This window comes from Streptomyces sp. NPDC087300 (genome assembly GCF_044744425.1).
Classification (GTDB): domain Bacteria; phylum Actinomycetota; class Actinomycetes; order Streptomycetales; family Streptomycetaceae; genus Streptomyces.
The window spans coordinates 1-15,941 of record NZ_JBIUYI010000033.1 but is presented as its reverse complement, the minus strand read 5'-3'; the positions used below and the strand labels follow the sequence as shown (position 1 = coordinate 15,941).

Sequence of the window (15,941 nt, the reverse complement as noted above, 5' to 3'; positions counted from 1 at the left end):
ACGGCTGGATCCACTTCGGATCATCCGCTGAGATCACCCCACCCATGCCCAGCCAACGCACCAACCGCCCCACCGGTTACGGGACAACCTCTAGCTGCCGAGGTTGAACTCGGGTTGTCGTAGCTGCTGGTAGGACAAGTCCGGCGAGGTGGGCTGCGCCGATGATGGTGGCGTTGTGGGCGATGGTCCGCCCGGTGGCGTAGCGGACGGGCCGGATCGTGAGCATTGCCATGGGCCCGGACGGCGAGGCGGGTCCAGAGAGGGGGCCAGGCTGTGCCGTGGGACGGCCTGAGGCGCGTGTCGAGGTGCACGAGGTGGCCGGTCAGGGCCTCGTCGAGGGTTTTTGTCGGGTGCGGAGGCAGCCTGTAGCGGTCCCACCCCAGCGTACGTGGAGGCATCCTCGTGGAGGGCGGTCGTCAGCAGGTGCTCTCTCGTCGATGGTGAGTCGAACACTGTCTGTCTCTTACTGGAGCTGTTGGTGGTGAACGGCCTTGCTGTGCCAGTGAGGTGGGACCCGGCGGTGTCCTTAAGTCGGTCGAGGAGGCTGGCTCAGCCCTCTGGGAACGGCTTCATGGTGGCTACATTCGGCAGAAAGATTTTGTTTTCACACTTCAAGGCGGCGATCATCTTTTCGCTGGCCCGGAAGACGGCGCGGAAAAGGGAGCGCACCGTGAGGTTCAGGTCGTTTTCTATGGTGCCGGTGACATTTATTGAAGAGCTGGCTCCCTTGGGCGTGCAGGGGAACAAGATGGTGCTGGAGTATCCGTCACTGACCGCCTGCATGCCATTTTTCAATCCGTAAGCATCATATCCGCTCGTGCTACGTCGCTCCTCCCTTGGGTAGAGTGATCCGTCGCTCACATCGAATTGGATACTCAACGCGGGTGACTCAGAGGTGGGATTGTCCTCGAAGGGAACATTGCAGACCTCCACCATGTTCCATTTGAGCTCTTTGACTGCGGAGGCGTAGCTGATTTTTGGATCGGATGGGCTGCGCACCCTATCGATTTCTGTGCTCTTCGCGGCTTCTGCCAGGGAAACCGAGTCGAGTATTCCTTCGCAGGCAGGTTTCAGAGCTGAAACTCCATGAGGTAGGTCGTCATCAGCCGTGCAGGCCACCGGTAAAAGCAGTAGCACGGCAAGAGCTCCAGCTGGGCTACGCTTCATTTTCTGCCTTTGTTGCTTCGATTGTCGAAGCTGACCCCACGGTCGTGGGCGTACGGTTCTAGTCATCTGTTTTCTTCAATTCCTCTCGTGGGAATGTGTAATTGTGATGGCTGAATGCCAGGTATATGCTCATCGGGTGCTCGCCTGGGTGGTGAGAGGGTCTCAGCGGCGAACGTAAACGGGTCCAAGGTAGACGTCAATGTAGCGATGATGCATCGGGTGCGACGGCGCACGTCTCTGCTCTTCGGGCGGCTCCGGGCTCTCAGTTCGTGGGCGGAGGATGTTGATGGTCTGAGCATCAGGGCACCCAGGCCGTGGGGACCAGGCGGCAAGGGAGCACCTGTCGGGGGCACCAGATTCAGGGGAGCAGTTCCTCGCACACGTTCAAGGGTTACCCTGCCGCCGGTGAACGCGGTACCACCGAAGTTCACGATGCCGCCGGAGAAGGCGGATTTGCGGAAGGCCATAGGGATCCGGGGCGAGGACAGCGCCAAGCTCGCCCCGTTCAAGCACCGCAACCTCAACGCGCTCGGCTGCTACAGCTTCGCCGCCCCCACCGCCGCTGCGCGACCCGGACGTGGCCGGCTTGACGATGATGGCGTCGGTGCGGCGGAGTGAGCGTTCCGGTCAGTTTCCGCCACCAAAGCCGTAGCCGTAACCGTAGCCGCAGCTGCGATGGCCTACTCGGCGTCCGTGCAGAGTTGGGCGGTCAGGGCGCCGCAGGCCCATTCCTCCCAGGCCTCGGGGGACCAGCCCCGGTCGCGGACGAAGATCAGGTACAGCTCCGGACTGAGCAGCCCGTACAGCACGTCGGCCGCGCGGTCGGTGTCGACGTCGGGGCGGGCGTCGGGCTTGGAGGTCAGTGCCTTCGCCGCGGCGTGCTGGACGGTGTGGCGCGGGTCGGGTCCGGCGGGCCACTGCGCGGCGATCTCCGGGTCCGTGGCCGCCGCGGCCGCGATGAGCGGGATGATCGGGGCGACCCGGCCGAGGATGTCGCGTACGCCCCGTACGTGGGCGCGCAGTTGCCCGGCCGCGGTGGGCTCGGCGCACGCCGCGCGGAACCAGTCGCGGTCATCGATCTGCTCGCCGAACGAGCACCGGGTCTGCTGAAGGTCCTGCGTGAGGCCGATGCGGACTTCGTCCTGCTGGATGGCACGGTCGCCGAGTGCGACCGGGTCGGCGACGGACGGGCCGACTACTCACACAAGCACCGCCGGCATGGCGTGAACGTGCAGGTGGTCACCGATCCTGGAGGCCGACTGCTGTGGCTTTCGCCCGCTCTGCCGGGCCGCACTCACGACCTGACCGCCGCTCGCGCCCACCGGGGCATCCGGATCTGCGAGCGCCAGGGCGTTCCTGTCCTGGCAGATCTCGCCTACCAGGGTGGCGGCCCGTGGCTGACCACGGGCATCAAACGCAGGCCCCTTCAGGAACTCGCCCCCACGGAAGGGGCCCTCGACCGGGCACTTGCCGCTGCGCGAGCGCCGGTCGAACGCGGCGTCGCGCGCCTGAAGTCCTGGCGCATCTTCCGCAGGTCCCGCTGCAGACCGAACCGTATGACGTTAATCGCCAAGGCCATCCTCATGCTGGAGCGGCAACGCTGAAGAAGCTCAGTAGTAGGAAAGGGGCATAGGAAGGCCCAGACAGCCGTGCCCGGGGATGACTGAGACTGCCCAGGGTTCACTGAGATAGGACAGCCGTGCTCCGCACCGCGGCCGTCGCCAGCGTGCTACTGCCGAGACCTGTTACGTCGTAATAGGCGGCCACCCGCCACGTGCCCAAGGGAGCATGCCGGTTGGGTTATGCCCCGTCTCGGTGAAGTCGAGGCAGAAAGGCTGAGACGCTGCGGGTCGAGATGTCGGCGCGATGCTGACGTACGACGGGCTACCTCAAGTTGAGTGAGACGACGTCGAGTGGAACGTCTCAGTCGAGTTGAGGCACCGTTGGCCACGGTGGACTCAGTGCCTCAGATCGATTGAGACAGGTCAAGAAGCTGATACGGATCAAAATGGCGGGCTCCCCCGGCCCGAGGGAGCCCGCCACGAGAAGGCCGGGCAGATCGGTGACGCTGTACGTCACCGGTGCTGGTTCGCCGGCTTTACCAGCTTGAGCCGCAGTCCCGCATCTGAGACGACCCCTTGTAGGTGCAGACCATCACGGTCGGGTGCTTGGCGTTGTACACCGGAGTGGTCGTTAGGTTAGTGCTCTTGCCCTCGCCTGCCACGCTTCCGAGCTTGAAGTACTGCCGCTCGCCGGAGGCGCAGTCGGTGTAGGCGAGCCATGCGATGGCTCCGCTGCCGTCAGCGTCCGTGTCCCAGAGCTTTCCACTGGTGACCCACAGCTTGGAGCACTTGGAGAAGTCGTCGGCCCCTGTGTGGAGTTGACCCTGCCCCCACGCTCCCTGATACGTACCACCGTCCGTTGACCCCAGGCCGAAGTTGCGGGAGTAGGCCTGCGCTGCTGGGTTGCGTCCATGGAGATGGTGTACGGGTTCGACCTGATCCGGGGGTTTGCTCCGGCATCGGGATGGTGCCCGCATAGATGAACGGCCATCAGCTGATCTTCGAAGTGTCGAAGCCTCGAAGGAGATCAGCACGATGACCGCACCTGACAGTCTGCCCCTGCACGCCGTCACGGAGGACAACCTCGCCGCGGCGAGTCCCGATCTGCTGCGCGCGATGGTCAAGACGTTCGCCGACGCGCTCATGTCCGCGGAGGCCGACGCCCTCTGCAATGCCGAGTACGGGCAGGTCAGCGACGAACGCGTCAACCACCGCAACGGCTACCGCCCACGCGAGTGGGACACCCGCGCCGGCATTGTCGAGCTGGCCATTCCCAAGCTGCGGCAGGGCAGTTACTTCCCGCACTGGCTCCTGGAACGACGCCGCCGGGCCGAGCAGGCACTGATCTCGGTGGTCGCCACCGCTTACCTGCTCGGCGTCAGCACACGCCGGGTCGAGAAACTCGCCGAGTCCCTCGGCGTCACCCAGCTGTCGAAGTCCCAGGTCTCGGCGATGGCGAAACACCTGGACGAGCAGGTCGCCGCGTTTCGCAACCGGCCCCTGGACCAAGGCCCTTACGCGTTCGTCTGGGTCGACGCGCTGACCCAGAAGGTCCGCGAGGACGGCCGGATCATCAACGTCCACGCGCTGATCGCGGTCGGCGTGAATGCCGACGGGCACCGCGAGATCCTCGGCATCGACGTCGCCACCTGCGAGGACGGTACCGGCTGGCTCGCCTTCCTGCGCTCGCTGACCGCCCGCGGCCTGAGCGGGGTTCAGCTGGTCATCTCCGACGCGCACACCGGCCTGGTGAACGCGATCGGCGCGGTCCTGCCGGGCTCATCGTGGCAGCGCTGCCGGACCCACTACGCCCGAATTTTGCTGAGCCAGGTTCCGAAATCGGCCCAGCCATGGGTGGCCACGCTGCTGCGGACCGTCTTCGAACAGCCCGACACGACGGCTGTCCAGGCCCAGATGCGACACGTCCTGGACGCCCTGGAAACCAAGTTCCCCAAAGCCGCAGCCCACTTGGACACCGCCCAGCACGACCTGCTCGCCTTCACCGCGTTCCCGCGCGAGAGCTGGCGGCAGATCTGGTCCAACAACCCGCAAGAACGCCTCACCAAGGAGATCCGCCGCCGCACCGACGTGGTCGGTATCTTCCCCGACCGTGCTGCCGTGATCCGCCTGGTCGGCGCAGTCCTGGCCGAGCAGAACGACGAATGGACCGAAGCCCGCCGCTACATGGGACTCGACCTGCTGGCCAAGGCCCACCGCCACCCGATCGAGTCAGAAACCGACGAGACGGCCCTGCCCACCGAGCTCACCGCATAGCCTCAGAACGAGATCACCGAGTGGCCGTCAATACACCACCCCCACGGACGTGACCGATCGCCGCTGCTGGCCGCGGAGCAGGTGCGCCGTCTGCCGATGAGCCCCAAGTCCCAGGCGGTCCAGGGAGCACTTGAACTGGTGGCCGCATCGGCCGAGGCACGCGAACGCCAGTGATGGCGCGCCCGGTAGCGCCTGGAGCAGCAGGCCGCTTCGCTGGCCAAGCGCGTAGGGGAGGCAACGTCATGTGGGCGGTGCTCGGCCCCACCATTCTGGCCCTGCACGCGGTGAATATCGAGATCCTCGCGAGCGAGGCGGCCGGAGGACCGCGCATGACCGGCAAAGCAACGCCATTCAACTGGCCAGCCGAGAAAGGCAGTTCACGATAGCTCTGCAGACGGCCTGCTGCTACGACCTGCGCCAGGAGGATGCCGCGGTCTTGGAACTGCCTGCTCGGGATCGAGGAACTGGTTCACGAGGATCGAGCCCGCAGTCGACAGGTCCGGGATCTGATCGGGAGCCTTCAGAAGCGGGCGCGGCCGACGCCGCGCCGCCAGGCCGACAGCCTGGCGGCCCGCGTTGGGCGTAGCTCTCCGGCGGGGACCTCCTGAGAGGGGTTAACGAGAGCCCCAGATCAGGAACGTCCAGATGCCTAGAGGATCGCTCCCCGCAGGCCGCGCCCCCAGTCATCGAGGCCGTTGTAGACGTGTGCCATTGGGCGCTGGAGTGCGGCGAGGCAGTCGGCTTCACCTGGGTAGACGGGGACGAGGGGGTCGGCGCCGCGCCATCAGTTGTCGGTTCACGAACCCGTCGCGGACCTCATGCGTGCCTGCCTTGATGGAACCCGATACCTTCAAGTGGATCACGGGGGCGTATCAGACGCGCCGAGACAGTAGTTGACGTGGAGGATGCGTGCGCAAGACGACCACTGGCATAGCCCTGGCCACAACTGCCGTGCTGCTTGCGGGATGCGGTAGCGACGGCGGGGACGAAGACACGAAGAGCGACAAGAACAGCAACGGCGCGCCCGCAGCGAAAGAGAAGACCGGTGAATGGGGAGCACCGCAGTCCTTCAAAGTGACGCTGGAGGTCGCGGGCAAGGGCAAGCCCTCGCTGGGATGGATCGCGGACACCAATCACTTCGAGAATCAGGTCTCCCTGCCATGGACGAAGACAGTCAAGGTCACCTTGGAAGGGGCCGAGTTGAAGGTCGGCAAAGTGCTGGCGCTGACCCCTCAGGCCGTCCAGGGCGCTGGAGGGCTGTCCTACGAATTCCCTGCCTGCGCCATCAAGGTCGATGGCAAGACCGTTGAGGAGAACGCGGGTGGGGAAAAGGGCGGCTGCAAGTACCAGCTGAAGGCCTCCTAGGAGTCGCCCTACTGCGGAGGCCCGTGGACGGGGCACGCTTCGTGCCCCGCCTCGCCCGTCGCGCGGTGGGCGGGGCCACCGATGACCGCGCCCCTGCCCGCCGTGCCCAGCTCATTCCCGCTGCGCACCATGCATCGGATGCCGGGGGCCACTGCGACAACACCCCGGACCAGGCCCAGGAGTACGTCGACCTCATGTTGTCCGACTGAGGTGTCGCTCAGGACGTACGCGCGACACCGCGGACCATAACCAGCGAGCTCGTGCGCAACGCGACTGTTCCCGAGACCGGGTCAGATATCACTGTGGGGCTCACGCTCACCGACGAGGAAGCCGAGGTGAGCGTCGGCAGCGGGTCCTGTCACCCAGGCGCAGCGCCATGCTCGGCTCCCGGTGGCGGGCACGGCCTCGGGCTGCCCCTGAGTGGGGTCCTCGCGCACCTCCTGGAGCGCCGCAGTCGTCCCGATGACGGCACGAGAGTCCGGGCTGCGGTCACACTCACACCCGGCCCTGCCCGGTTCCGCCGACCCAGCACGCCCGGGACGCGTCCGGGGCGCCCGATGGCCGCTCCGGACGGCCGGGCCCGCGCGCTGTACGCGGAGATGAAGCCGAAGTTCGTGCCACAGGACCGCAGGACGGAGCCCGAAGGGCCACGCGGATGCGGCCCGGCGCGAGCCGCTCCGCGGCCGACGCGGGTGAGGCCATCGACAACAAGGACATCCCCATATCCCGGAGCAACGACCCGAGCGATGTCGTGCCCGTCGCGCTCACACTGGAAGCAACGGGAGGCAGCTGGAGGTAAAGGGCAACCGCGGCTTCTCCTTCACCCCCTACGAAGGCGGCAGCAGCATCAACAGCGTCACCGTTCTGAACGTCCCCAAGCCCAAGTAGCACCTCACAGAGAAAGGATGCCGACCCGATGCACCCCGCCGTGGAACGCCTTACCACTCTGGTTCCTCCCCCCGGGCCCCGCCGGCCGCGCGACTGGGCCGTCGCAGAGCAGCGACTGGGCACCAGCCTGCCCCAGGATTACAAGGAACTCGTCGAGGCCTACGGCGGCGGGGTCTTCGACGAGACCGTCTGGCTCCTGGACCCGGCCTGCCCGGACGAGGACTACAACCTCCTCGACCAGGCCTCCGAGCGCGCCGAGGTGCTGGCCAACCTGTGGGAGAGCGAAGCCAAGCCCGCGCAGCTTCAGGAAGACGGTGCGCACGTACTGCCCTGGGCCTACATCGAGGGCAGCGGCGCCTTGCTGTACTGGCTGCGATGGCCCGGGCAGAAGCCCGACGAGTGGACGGTCATGTTCAACGAGGGGCGAGGACCCGAATGGGAACACCACGCCCAGCCGTGTGTCCTCTTTCTGCTGTCGGTCCTGACAGGAGAAGCGGACACGAAGTACTTCCCCGGCTTTCCACCCAATGACCACCAGTTCGACAGCAACGACCATATCCTCTGAGCCCCACCAGCAGCGTCACGTTGTCCGTGGATGCCGGCTGTGGTGATGAAGCGGGCGCGTCCAAGTGGGGAGGGGTAGACCTGGCATCTGCGGTGGGGTGTCCTGGCGTGGACTTGACGGTGGTCGCCTTTTCGCCGATGACGACACCACGGATCAGCGCGGGCCGGCTGATGTCTGCCCCGGTGACGGCGTGGATGGTCGGAGCCGTCGCGTGCAGGGGATGCGTCACCGTGTTCAGCCGGGCGGCGAAGACCTCTACTTGTGTGCGGTCATGCCCTTGCGTGGGCGGTGTGCCGCTCCTCTTGGAGACGAACCTGGGTGCGCTATGGCACCGGGCGCGTGCGGGACGGTCTATGACCGTGCCGTCGGGCGGCGCCTGTGGGGCCCCTATGTGTTTGGTCAAGGTCCAAGGCCAGTAGGTTCGTGCGGTCAGGGGTGGGCCGAGCGGTAGGGGTGTGCATGAGTGATAGCCAGGTGACGATCAAGCTCACGAGTGATGAGGCACTGGTGCTGTCGCGCTGGCTGGAGAAGCTCCAGATGACGGATCTCAGCCGCGTTGTCGACGACCCGGCGGTCTGGGCGCCGATCCATCGGATTGCCGGAACGCTCGACAAGACGCTTCCTGAGCTGTTCGCGCCTGACGATGACCAGCGGCTTGAGGCGGCTCGGCAGCGGCTTCGGCCAGAGGACTGATCGAGCAGTCTGAACTCCTCACCTGGCCGCAGCGGGTTGGGGTTCGTAGAAGGCCCCATTGCGGAGCCACGAAGTAGGTAACGGGGGGATCTGGCGCATGCTCGCATCCACGGCCACCGGGCGCGCGTACCGTGAGGTGACGACCCGCCGGGAGGACCTGATGAGCGCGCAGCCCGACCACGCACCCGCCACAATGCACGCGCCCGCGCCGGGAGCTCCGGCCGAACTCCTCGCGCAGCTGTGCGAGGACCGGCGTGCCGAGGTGCGGGTGCCGGCCTTCGAGCGGGAGTGGGCGGCCGCGCTGGAGACATCCCGGTCGACGTTCTCGCTCGCTCCGTTGTACGAGGTCGTCCAGCTCTGGCAGGGCCGCATCGCCGCCGCTTCGGCGGTCGACGCGTTCACCGCCTCCGGATACGGTCCGCTTCTCCCCGGCGGCCGCGAAGGTCCTCGATGCCCTGCCCGAGGAGGTCGAGGACACCGTGTGGCACGTCTTGGACGCCGCGGCCGCCGAACCCTGGGGTTTCCGTGCTTGGAATGAGGAGGATCCCGAGGGCGGCGACGTGCGCCACGCCGCCGTCGGCCAGCTGTTCCTGACCTACTGGGTCAACCGGCGGCAGCGCCGCCTGTCCGTGCTGACGATCACCTGGCTCGGATAGCCGGAACTCGGCCCGTCGGCCGGCCGCATGAAGAGGGCCGACGCCCAATCCGCCGAAGCGGGTGGCAAGGGCGCCGGCCTTCGAAGACACACACCTGAAGGGAAAACCCGCAGGACGTGATGGTGCCGAGTCTAGCGGCCTGGACGCTCCGGCACACCCCATCGGGTGATGTGAGCCATGTAGCCTTGTTTTGACTGCCCTGGCCTGGTCTGACCCTTTCCGGAGTGCCCGAAGATGATCCGTGCAGGACGTGCCGCGTTCGTCCAGAACAGCCAGGATTTGGCGGCCGCGATGGGGCTGAAGGTGAAGAGCTTTCGCAACCGCAAGCCCTACGCCGATGACGGGTTCCCGGCCACGATCAGCCCGGCCGGCGCGGGGGCCATGCTGTGGGATGCGGAGCAGACGGCCGCATTCCTGGCCGGTGAGCCGGTCCCGGACCTGCCCGCCGAGGACGCGGACGACGACCTCCTGGAGCGGATCGAGGCGGCGGCCGTTCTGGGGGTGACACCCGATACCTGGACCTCCTACAAGCGTGACAAGCGCATCGCCCCGCATCTGGTGACGGTCGCGGGCGTGGAGCATTGCCCCCGGGCCGTACTGACCGCCTTCCGGCAGACGCCGGCCGCGCCGCCCGCCGGGCGGCCGCGGGGCAGCGGCGACATGGTGCCCCGTGACGAGATCGAGGCACGCCTTGGTGAACTCCTGGACGCCGACCCCGGGCTGACGATCGCCACCGTCCGGCAGGAGCTCGGTCTGGCTTACTCCGCGACCGCGCGCTGGCTGCCCCGGCTGCGCGGCCGGCGCATCGCCGACCTGGTCCTGGCCGAGCCGGGCCTGGACGCTGAGGAGGCGGCGCAGCGTCTGGGCTATCCCACCGCCGTGCGCCGTGCGGCCGTGGCCGCGGCCCAGACGGTGCTGCGCGGATGCCGGATGCTGCCCTACCTGCAACGCGTTGCCGGCGCGCTGGAGGCCGCGGGCTGGATGGAGTACCAGGACGTGGCCGTGCGCGAGGCTGGCGGCGACGTCCTGGCCGCCGTCCTGGTCCTGGCGGACGATGCCCCGGCGCCTGCCCTGGTGTGGGACGAACGCCACGGCTGGCGCACGGCGACCAGCCGCCGGCATCCGATCCCCAAGGGCGGCGACTGGCCCGCGGGGGGCGACGGGGTCCGGCACCTGTGCCCGGGGGACACGGAGCTGGACCCGCAGCACCTGCTCGGCGAGCTCTCCCGCTGACGGGGGGTCGCTCTTGGGCCCGCTGTCGCCATCATCGGGGTGTTCTTGAGTTGGTCTGGTCAGCGGTTGGGCGGAGGTCGCTGTGATCGTTGCCCGATTTCGTGGTGATCGTTGCCCGGCGCGGAGGGAACTGCTGGCTGCTGTCGTGGGGTCTGTCAGGTATCCGGTTTCTGGATAGTGGGAGGACCTGTGATGGATCGGCATCTCAACTGGGACGGTTGCTTCAACGCACGTGATCTTGGTGGTATGTGTCTTCGTGGCGGAGGCACCACGCGCTGGGGGGCTGTCGTGCGTGCGGATGCGCTCGACAGGCTGACTGTGTCCGGCTGGACCGCGCTGCGAGCGCATGGCATCCGGACGATTGTGGACTTGCGTAATGACGAGGAGCGGCGGGAGGCAGTTGCCCGGCCGGAAGGCATCACGACCGTGCACGTACCGCTCGATGACAGCGATGACACCGAATTCTGGCAGTACTGCTGGGACAACGAACTGGACGGTTCGCCGCTGTACTTCCGGCCGTTTCTCCAGCGCAAAGCCGACCGGTGTGCTGCTGCGGTGTCCGAAGTGGCCCGTGCCCGGCCGGGTGGTGTGGTGATCCACTGCGGCGTCGGCCGCGACCGTACCGGTCTGATCGCCATGCTTTTGCTGGCACTTTCCGGGGTCGATGCTGGAGACATCGCCGACGACTACGAGTTGAGTGCTGCCCGCCTTCCCGGGTTGTTCGCCATGCAGGGCACGGAGGACCAGGGGCCGCGCATTCAGGAGATACTCGAGCGGAACAACACCTCGGCCCGCGCGGAGATCCTCGGTGCTGTCGCTGCCCTTGATTTTCCCTCTCTTCTGCGAGCAGGAGGGCTCTTGCCTGAGGATGTGGCCGCCCTTCGCGCGCGGCTTACTGGGGCGTCAGATGGTTGAGTCCCCACTCCTTGCAGGATGTTGGGATCTGTTGGCGATGTTTCGTGATCCCCTCCTGCAGTGTGGGGTGAACTGTCCGGCAACTCGTCGGTGTCTGCGGTGAGTTGATGGGGTTGGCCTCGGAGTGGGAGGCGGTTCATGGCGTCGCTGCTGGAGAAGCTGCAGGTGAGGACGTCTGCGTCGCGGGCGCGGGTGGAGGATCTGCAAAGCCGGATCGCCGCGCTCGAGGGTGAGCTGGCTGCCGAGCAGGAACGGCTGTCGGACCTCGCGATCATGGAGAAGACCGTGCTGGCGATGATGGCCGAGGACGACACCGCGACCGACGGCGAGGCGGAGTCCGGGCCGGACGTTGGCGAGCGGGGTTCCGCTCCGGTGGCTGCGGCCGAGCGGCCGCGGGTGGTGGTGTCGGCCCCGGTGACGCGCGCGGACGGCAAGGTGCTGGCCGAGGCGAGCGAGGACGTGGTCCTTGCGTTGGCGTCGGCCGGGCGGCCGCTGCGGGCCAAGCCGATCTGCGAGGCGGTCGGCTGGGAGACGGAGCACCGGCCGGTGGAGCGGATGCGGGTGAAGCTGAAACGTCTGGTCAAGCAGGGCTGGCTGACCGAGGACGAGGTGGGGCTGTTCGCGATCGCGCCCGGGGTCGGGGACCCTGCCGGCACGGGTGGGTTCGTGAACGGCACCGCGGTCGAAGGCGCGTGAGGCGGCGCCGTCGGGAGGATCAGTCCCGGCGGCGCCTGGGTTGCGTGAGCGCCCTGGCGAAATCTTCGGACAGGCTCGCGCGTCTTCGACGATAGTGCTGTTGCAGCGTGTTGGGTTCGCCGAGCCGTAACTGGGCTCTGGCCTGCGAGTATTGCAGTTGGCGGGCTGGGGCTGGGAGGGCTTTGGCGGCATGTCTGCACCGTTACCGGCGCGCAAGCGGCGGCCACAGCGGGGTGTTCAGGCCCGCCTCGAGACGGGCGATGGTGGCGACGTCGGGTCAGGACCGGCCGTCGAGGACGTCGCCGATGGTCTGCCGGTTGATGCCCAAGTGGCCGGCGGCCGTCCGTCGGCTCCAGCCGCGCTCGGTCAGGGCAGCGGCCAGGCGACGGGCGATGGCCTGGACGACTGCTGCGGCGACGTCGTCGACGACCGCGTCGGGCCAGGCTTCCGGGTCGCGGGCGCATTCCCTGGGCGCGCGGGAGCGCGCACTGCCTCCGACCATGCTTCCACGCTCCTGTTCGTCGAGGTCGTACGCGACTTGGGCGGCAGGTTGTCCTGCCGGTATTCGTGGTCCATGGCACTGGACCTTGCGACGTCTTCGGCCATCGACGCGTACGCCCCGCGCAAGGCGACCCCGGTCTGGGACGAGGTCGCCCCACTGGTGAAGGCGGTGGTCGCCGCTACCGCCGCGCGGGTTTCCTACTCCGTCGAGGACCTGCTGCACGTGGTCGCCCACCTGGCCATCTGGGCCGAAGGGAGAGGAGTCGTCCACGAGCCGGCAGCATGGCTGAAGGACGAGACGATCGACGCATTCGTGCTGACGGGCTGCGCGGGTCTGGCACCGAACACCCTGCGGACCTACCGCAGTTGGCTGCGGCGGGTTCGCGACGTCCTGATCTGGGACGAGAGCGGTGTGGGTGAGCCAGTCAGGCTGTCCGCTCCTGCCGCACCGGCCCAGCCCTACGAGCGGGAGGAGATCGCGTCGTTGCGATGCTGGGCCGGGCAGTTGCAACCCCGTTCCCGTCTCGACGCGCTGGCCCTGCTGGCACTCGGCGACGGCATGGGCCTGGCACCCGGGGAGATCGCTCGCCTGCGCGGGAGCCGGGTCCGACGGACCCGGTCGGGGGCCTGCGTGCTCGACGCGGACATGTTCGGGCGGCTGCTGGTGGCCCGCGCCGAATGGGAAGACACCCTCGCTGAGCTCGTGGAACGAGCCGGGGACGATTTCCTGTTTCGTCCCGGCCACCAGGACCCGCCACCGGACAACTTGGTTGCCTCCTGGACTTGGCAGCACCGTCCCGAGGAGCCGTTTCCGAGGCTGAACGCCCGCCGCCTGCGAGCCTCCTGGATTGTGTCGCTGATGCGGCGCCGGATCGATCCGGGGGTGATCGCGGCCGCGGCCGGGCTCGCCTCCACCGCCTCGCTCGCCCGCTACCAGCATTTCGTGCCCCCACTTAGCGCGAGCGAGACCGCCCGGCTGCTGCGAGGCCAGGAGTGAGGGCGCCGCCACCCGGGCATCTGGCCGGCGCCGGCACAAGCCGCCCTCGGCCGGTGACCGACGCCCCGGCGAGGATCCCGGACTCGAAGGTTTTCCAGATGGCCGCCCTGTTGGATCACTCCGGTGTCATTGATCTGATTGACCAGGAGGTCGGACGGCGGCCGGGGCCTGCCGGACTGCCCGTTCGCTCGGTGCTGACCGGTCTGCTGCTGACCGTCCACTACACCGGCAAGGCCACCCTGGCCGAGGCTTGGCGCATCCTCGCCTTCAGCCTCTCGCCCATGGCCCAGCAACGGCTCAGCGTCATACCGATCGCCCCCTCGGCGTTGTCGCGCCGCATCTACCGATCCTTCGACCGTGTCACCTAATCCGTAGTTAAGGGCGTCTCGAGGGAGCGGGCTGTTTCTCGGGGCGTTCGAGTGCCGGATCGGGACATCTAGCGGCAGCCGGGCGGGCTACCCCTCTCTGTAGACCGGGTGCGCGGTCCTGGTGCTTGTGGTGGCGGTTGCGTGGGCGCCGGACGGATACCTTTGTGTCACCGGGCACGAGATGCCTCAGCGGAGATCGTGCGGCGTTCGGCGCCTGCGCGGCCGCCACCACGTGGATGATCGACACCTCAGCGCCGTCGAGCGTCAACACTTACGACTTGATCTCTCGTTGGAGTCGGTGGTGCGAGCCGACCGCACGGTGACTCCTCGTTACACCCGAGCCGTTTGAGCTCCTGCGTAGACCGGGGCCCGTGGGGTGCGCTGGTGCCACGAACGGCTAGGACTTGTCTGGGCGATCATGTGCGGAGCCAGATCGTGAGGGCTGCGACGGTTGCGGAGCCGAGGTAGACGTACCGGCGCTTGTCGTAGCGGGTGGCCACGGCTCGGTGCTGCTTGAGTCGATTGATGGCCCGTTCGACGGTGTTGCGTTTCTTGTACCGCTCTTCGTCGAAGCCGGGTGGCCGGCCGCCGTATGAGCCTTTGCGGAGCCGGACCGCCTGGCTGTCGGTCTTCTCCGGGATGGTGTGCCTGATGCCCCGGCGTCGCAGGTACTCGCGGCATGGCCGGTTGCTGTAGGCCTTGTCGGCGGCGACGCTGTCGGGCTTCTTGCGGGGCCGGCCCGGCCCCATCTTCGGGACACGGATCTTCTCTAGAACCGGCTTGAACTGCGTGCAGTCAGCCCGCTGCCCTGGCGTGACGATCAGGGACAGGGGGCGGCAGCGGCCATCTGCGCTCAGGTGGGGCTTGGTGGTGAAGCCGCCGCGAGAGCGGCCCAGGCCCTCACCTCCTGCACCACCTCCACCAGGCGGGCGTGCAGGCTCTGCCACGGCGTTTCGTCCTGATGTTCTGGCCCTTCGGCCCCCTTTGAGGTGGAGGTAGGCGGTGGGTCGGTGCGCGCACCTGCGGCATGCTGATGCGCCCGCACGATGGTGGAGTCGACGGAAACGTCCCAGTCGATCTCGCCTGCGGCGTCGGCTGCGGCCTGGACCTGCTGGAGCAGACGCTCCCAGGTCCCGTCGGCCGACCACAGCCGGTGACGTTCATAAACAGTCTTCCAAGGCCCGAACCGTTCGGGCAGGTCACGCCACTGCACGCCGGTCCGCACACGGTGCAGAATCCCGTCGATCACCTGCCGGTGGTCCCGCCACCGGCCACAACGCCCATTGCTGACCGGCAGGAACGGCCGCAGCCGTTCCCACTCAGCATCACTCAGATCACCCCGCCCCATGGCCGGAAGAACGACCCGGACAGACGGCAGTCACAAGATCACACGAATCCTGACCCCTACTCCGTGACGAAGGGGGTGTATCCGACCGGGACCTCGCTCACCTGAAGGTCCGAGAAGAGCAAGGTCACGTTGTGCGCGTTGGTCTCCATGCGCACCTCATGAAAGTCGATCCCAAGGGCCTTCGACCAGCGGCGGGTCGCCTCGGACTCAGGAAGAAGTTTGGCTCCCGGGTACAGGGCGTGCCACTTCACGCCCCAGACGTATCCGTCGAGGGCGACACCGGATTCGTGGTCGATTAGCTGGTCGTCCAAGGAGACCCGCCAGGTGTCCGCCGGCACTGAGGTCTCACACCGGGCCTCAACGCAGTGCCGGAAGAGATACCGCAGGTGGGACGGCGCGATGCCGATACTGGGATCAGCCGTCGCGTAGATGATGACCTCGTAGTCGCGCATGTAGTTGGTGTATCCGTGGTGCACGACAGCGTGATCGAAGGTCTCGTCCAGCATCTGCTCAAGTACGGCGGTGTCCATGCCGCCCTTCTACCTCACTCGACGAGACCTTCGATAACGAGATTCATGGGTGTTGGGCGCCGTTGCCTCAGAGATCGCCCGGACAAGTCCTAGTAGTGCTTCGTTAGGTTCTGGCTCGGTGCCTGCTCAGTGGGTGTCCGCAGGTGGTGCAGGTGCCGACCCAGCACCTCAGCAGGTCCTGGA

Annotated in this window: 18 protein-coding genes and 2 pseudogenes; 14 read left to right on the top strand and 6 right to left on the bottom strand. The window is 67.2% G+C overall.

Going from position 1 to position 15,941, the window contains the following annotated elements; all coding sequences use genetic code 11:
- Positions 1 to 549: 549 nt before the first annotated feature.
- Complete coding sequence (locus tag ACIO9J_RS44695) at positions 550 to 1,167, bottom strand: hypothetical protein (RefSeq protein ID WP_402012114.1); 618 nt, start codon at positions 1,165 to 1,167, stop codon at positions 550 to 552.
- 405 nt (positions 1,168 to 1,572) lie between these two features.
- Between ACIO9J_RS44695 and ACIO9J_RS44690 the strand changes: the two genes are divergently transcribed.
- Positions 1,573 to 1,785 (top strand): hypothetical protein, encoded by a 213-nt coding sequence (locus ACIO9J_RS44690; protein WP_402012111.1) that lies wholly within the window; start codon positions 1,573 to 1,575, stop codon positions 1,783 to 1,785.
- A gap of 62 nt (positions 1,786 to 1,847) precedes the next feature.
- Here ACIO9J_RS44690 and ACIO9J_RS44685 read toward each other — a convergent pair whose 3' ends face one another.
- Positions 1,848 to 1,976 carry a hypothetical protein gene (locus ACIO9J_RS44685; RefSeq protein WP_402012109.1) on the bottom strand — a complete coding sequence of 43 codons (129 nt, stop codon included), beginning with the start codon at positions 1,974 to 1,976 and terminating at the stop codon, positions 1,848 to 1,850.
- A gap of 261 nt (positions 1,977 to 2,237) precedes the next feature.
- Here ACIO9J_RS44685 and ACIO9J_RS44680 point away from each other — a divergent pair.
- A pseudogene (locus tag ACIO9J_RS44680) lies at positions 2,238 to 2,771 on the top strand (transposase family protein); the annotation flags it as partial.
- 494 nt (positions 2,772 to 3,265) lie between these two features.
- Here the strand turns inward: ACIO9J_RS44680 and ACIO9J_RS44675 are convergent.
- Positions 3,266 to 3,763 carry a hypothetical protein gene (locus ACIO9J_RS44675; RefSeq protein WP_402012106.1) on the bottom strand — a complete coding sequence of 166 codons (498 nt, stop codon included), beginning with the start codon at positions 3,761 to 3,763 and terminating at the stop codon, positions 3,266 to 3,268.
- 1 nt (position 3,764) lies between these two features.
- Between ACIO9J_RS44675 and ACIO9J_RS44670 the strand changes: the two genes are divergently transcribed.
- From ACIO9J_RS44670 to ACIO9J_RS44625, 10 genes and pseudogenes are all read left to right on the top strand, one after another.
- Positions 3,765 to 5,003 (top strand): IS256 family transposase, encoded by a 1,239-nt coding sequence (locus tag ACIO9J_RS44670; RefSeq protein ID WP_402012104.1) that lies wholly within the window; start codon positions 3,765 to 3,767, stop codon positions 5,001 to 5,003.
- A gap of 242 nt (positions 5,004 to 5,245) precedes the next feature.
- On the top strand, positions 5,246 to 5,389 hold the full coding sequence (locus tag ACIO9J_RS44665; protein WP_402012101.1) for a hypothetical protein: 144 nt from the start codon (positions 5,246 to 5,248) through the stop codon (positions 5,387 to 5,389).
- Between the two features lie 523 nt (positions 5,390 to 5,912).
- Entirely contained in the window at positions 5,913 to 6,368 is a 456-nt protein-coding gene (locus ACIO9J_RS44660) for a hypothetical protein (RefSeq protein ID WP_402012098.1), read from the top strand.
- Between the two features lie 916 nt (positions 6,369 to 7,284).
- Complete coding sequence (locus tag ACIO9J_RS44655; protein WP_402012095.1) at positions 7,285 to 7,821, top strand: SMI1/KNR4 family protein; 537 nt, start codon at positions 7,285 to 7,287, stop codon at positions 7,819 to 7,821.
- Positions 7,822 to 8,280: 459 nt separating this feature from the next.
- Positions 8,281 to 8,514, top strand: coding sequence for a hypothetical protein (locus tag ACIO9J_RS44650; protein WP_402012092.1), 234 nt, complete (start codon positions 8,281 to 8,283; stop codon positions 8,512 to 8,514).
- Positions 8,515 to 8,674: 160 nt separating this feature from the next.
- A pseudogene (locus tag ACIO9J_RS44645) lies at positions 8,675 to 8,929 on the top strand (DUF6247 family protein); the annotation flags it as partial.
- A gap of 64 nt (positions 8,930 to 8,993) precedes the next feature.
- On the top strand, positions 8,994 to 9,170 hold the full coding sequence (locus ACIO9J_RS44640) for a hypothetical protein (RefSeq protein WP_402012117.1): 177 nt from the start codon (positions 8,994 to 8,996) through the stop codon (positions 9,168 to 9,170).
- Positions 9,171 to 9,404: 234 nt separating this feature from the next.
- Complete coding sequence (locus ACIO9J_RS44635) at positions 9,405 to 10,403, top strand: hypothetical protein (protein WP_402012089.1); 999 nt, start codon at positions 9,405 to 9,407, stop codon at positions 10,401 to 10,403.
- A gap of 192 nt (positions 10,404 to 10,595) precedes the next feature.
- Positions 10,596 to 11,318: a tyrosine-protein phosphatase gene (locus ACIO9J_RS44630; protein ID WP_402012087.1), complete on the top strand. Its 723-nt coding sequence runs from the start codon at positions 10,596 to 10,598 to the stop codon at positions 11,316 to 11,318.
- Between the two features lie 138 nt (positions 11,319 to 11,456).
- The gene (locus ACIO9J_RS44625; protein WP_402012084.1) at positions 11,457 to 12,014 is read left to right on the top strand and encodes a hypothetical protein; all 558 of its coding nucleotides are present in this window, start codon (positions 11,457 to 11,459) and stop codon (positions 12,012 to 12,014) included.
- Positions 12,015 to 12,291: 277 nt separating this feature from the next.
- Here the strand turns inward: ACIO9J_RS44625 and ACIO9J_RS44620 are convergent, their stop codons facing one another.
- Positions 12,292 to 12,516, bottom strand: a complete 225-nt coding sequence (locus tag ACIO9J_RS44620; protein WP_402012081.1) for an XRE family transcriptional regulator — start codon at positions 12,514 to 12,516, stop codon at positions 12,292 to 12,294.
- A gap of 72 nt (positions 12,517 to 12,588) precedes the next feature.
- Here ACIO9J_RS44620 and ACIO9J_RS44615 point away from each other — a divergent pair, with 72 nt between their 5' ends.
- A complete protein-coding gene (locus tag ACIO9J_RS44615) occupies positions 12,589 to 13,512 on the top strand; it encodes a hypothetical protein (protein WP_402012078.1) in 924 nt (307 codons plus the stop codon).
- Positions 13,513 to 13,565: 53 nt separating this feature from the next.
- Positions 13,566 to 13,880: a hypothetical protein gene (locus ACIO9J_RS44610; protein ID WP_402012075.1), complete on the top strand. Its 315-nt coding sequence runs from the start codon at positions 13,566 to 13,568 to the stop codon at positions 13,878 to 13,880.
- 416 nt (positions 13,881 to 14,296) lie between these two features.
- On the opposite strand, the gene ACIO9J_RS44605 is transcribed toward ACIO9J_RS44610, so the two are convergent.
- Together ACIO9J_RS44605 and ACIO9J_RS44600 are read right to left on the bottom strand one after the other, a co-directional pair.
- A protein-coding gene (locus ACIO9J_RS44605) for an IS5 family transposase (RefSeq protein WP_402012073.1) occupies positions 14,297 to 15,228 on the bottom strand; the annotation gives its coding sequence in 2 pieces (ribosomal slippage) (positions 14,297 to 14,895 and positions 14,895 to 15,228; 933 coding nt in all).
- Between the two features lie 56 nt (positions 15,229 to 15,284).
- Complete coding sequence (locus ACIO9J_RS44600) at positions 15,285 to 15,758, bottom strand: hypothetical protein (RefSeq protein WP_402012070.1); 474 nt, start codon at positions 15,756 to 15,758, stop codon at positions 15,285 to 15,287.
- Positions 15,759 to 15,941: the final 183 nt, after the last annotated feature.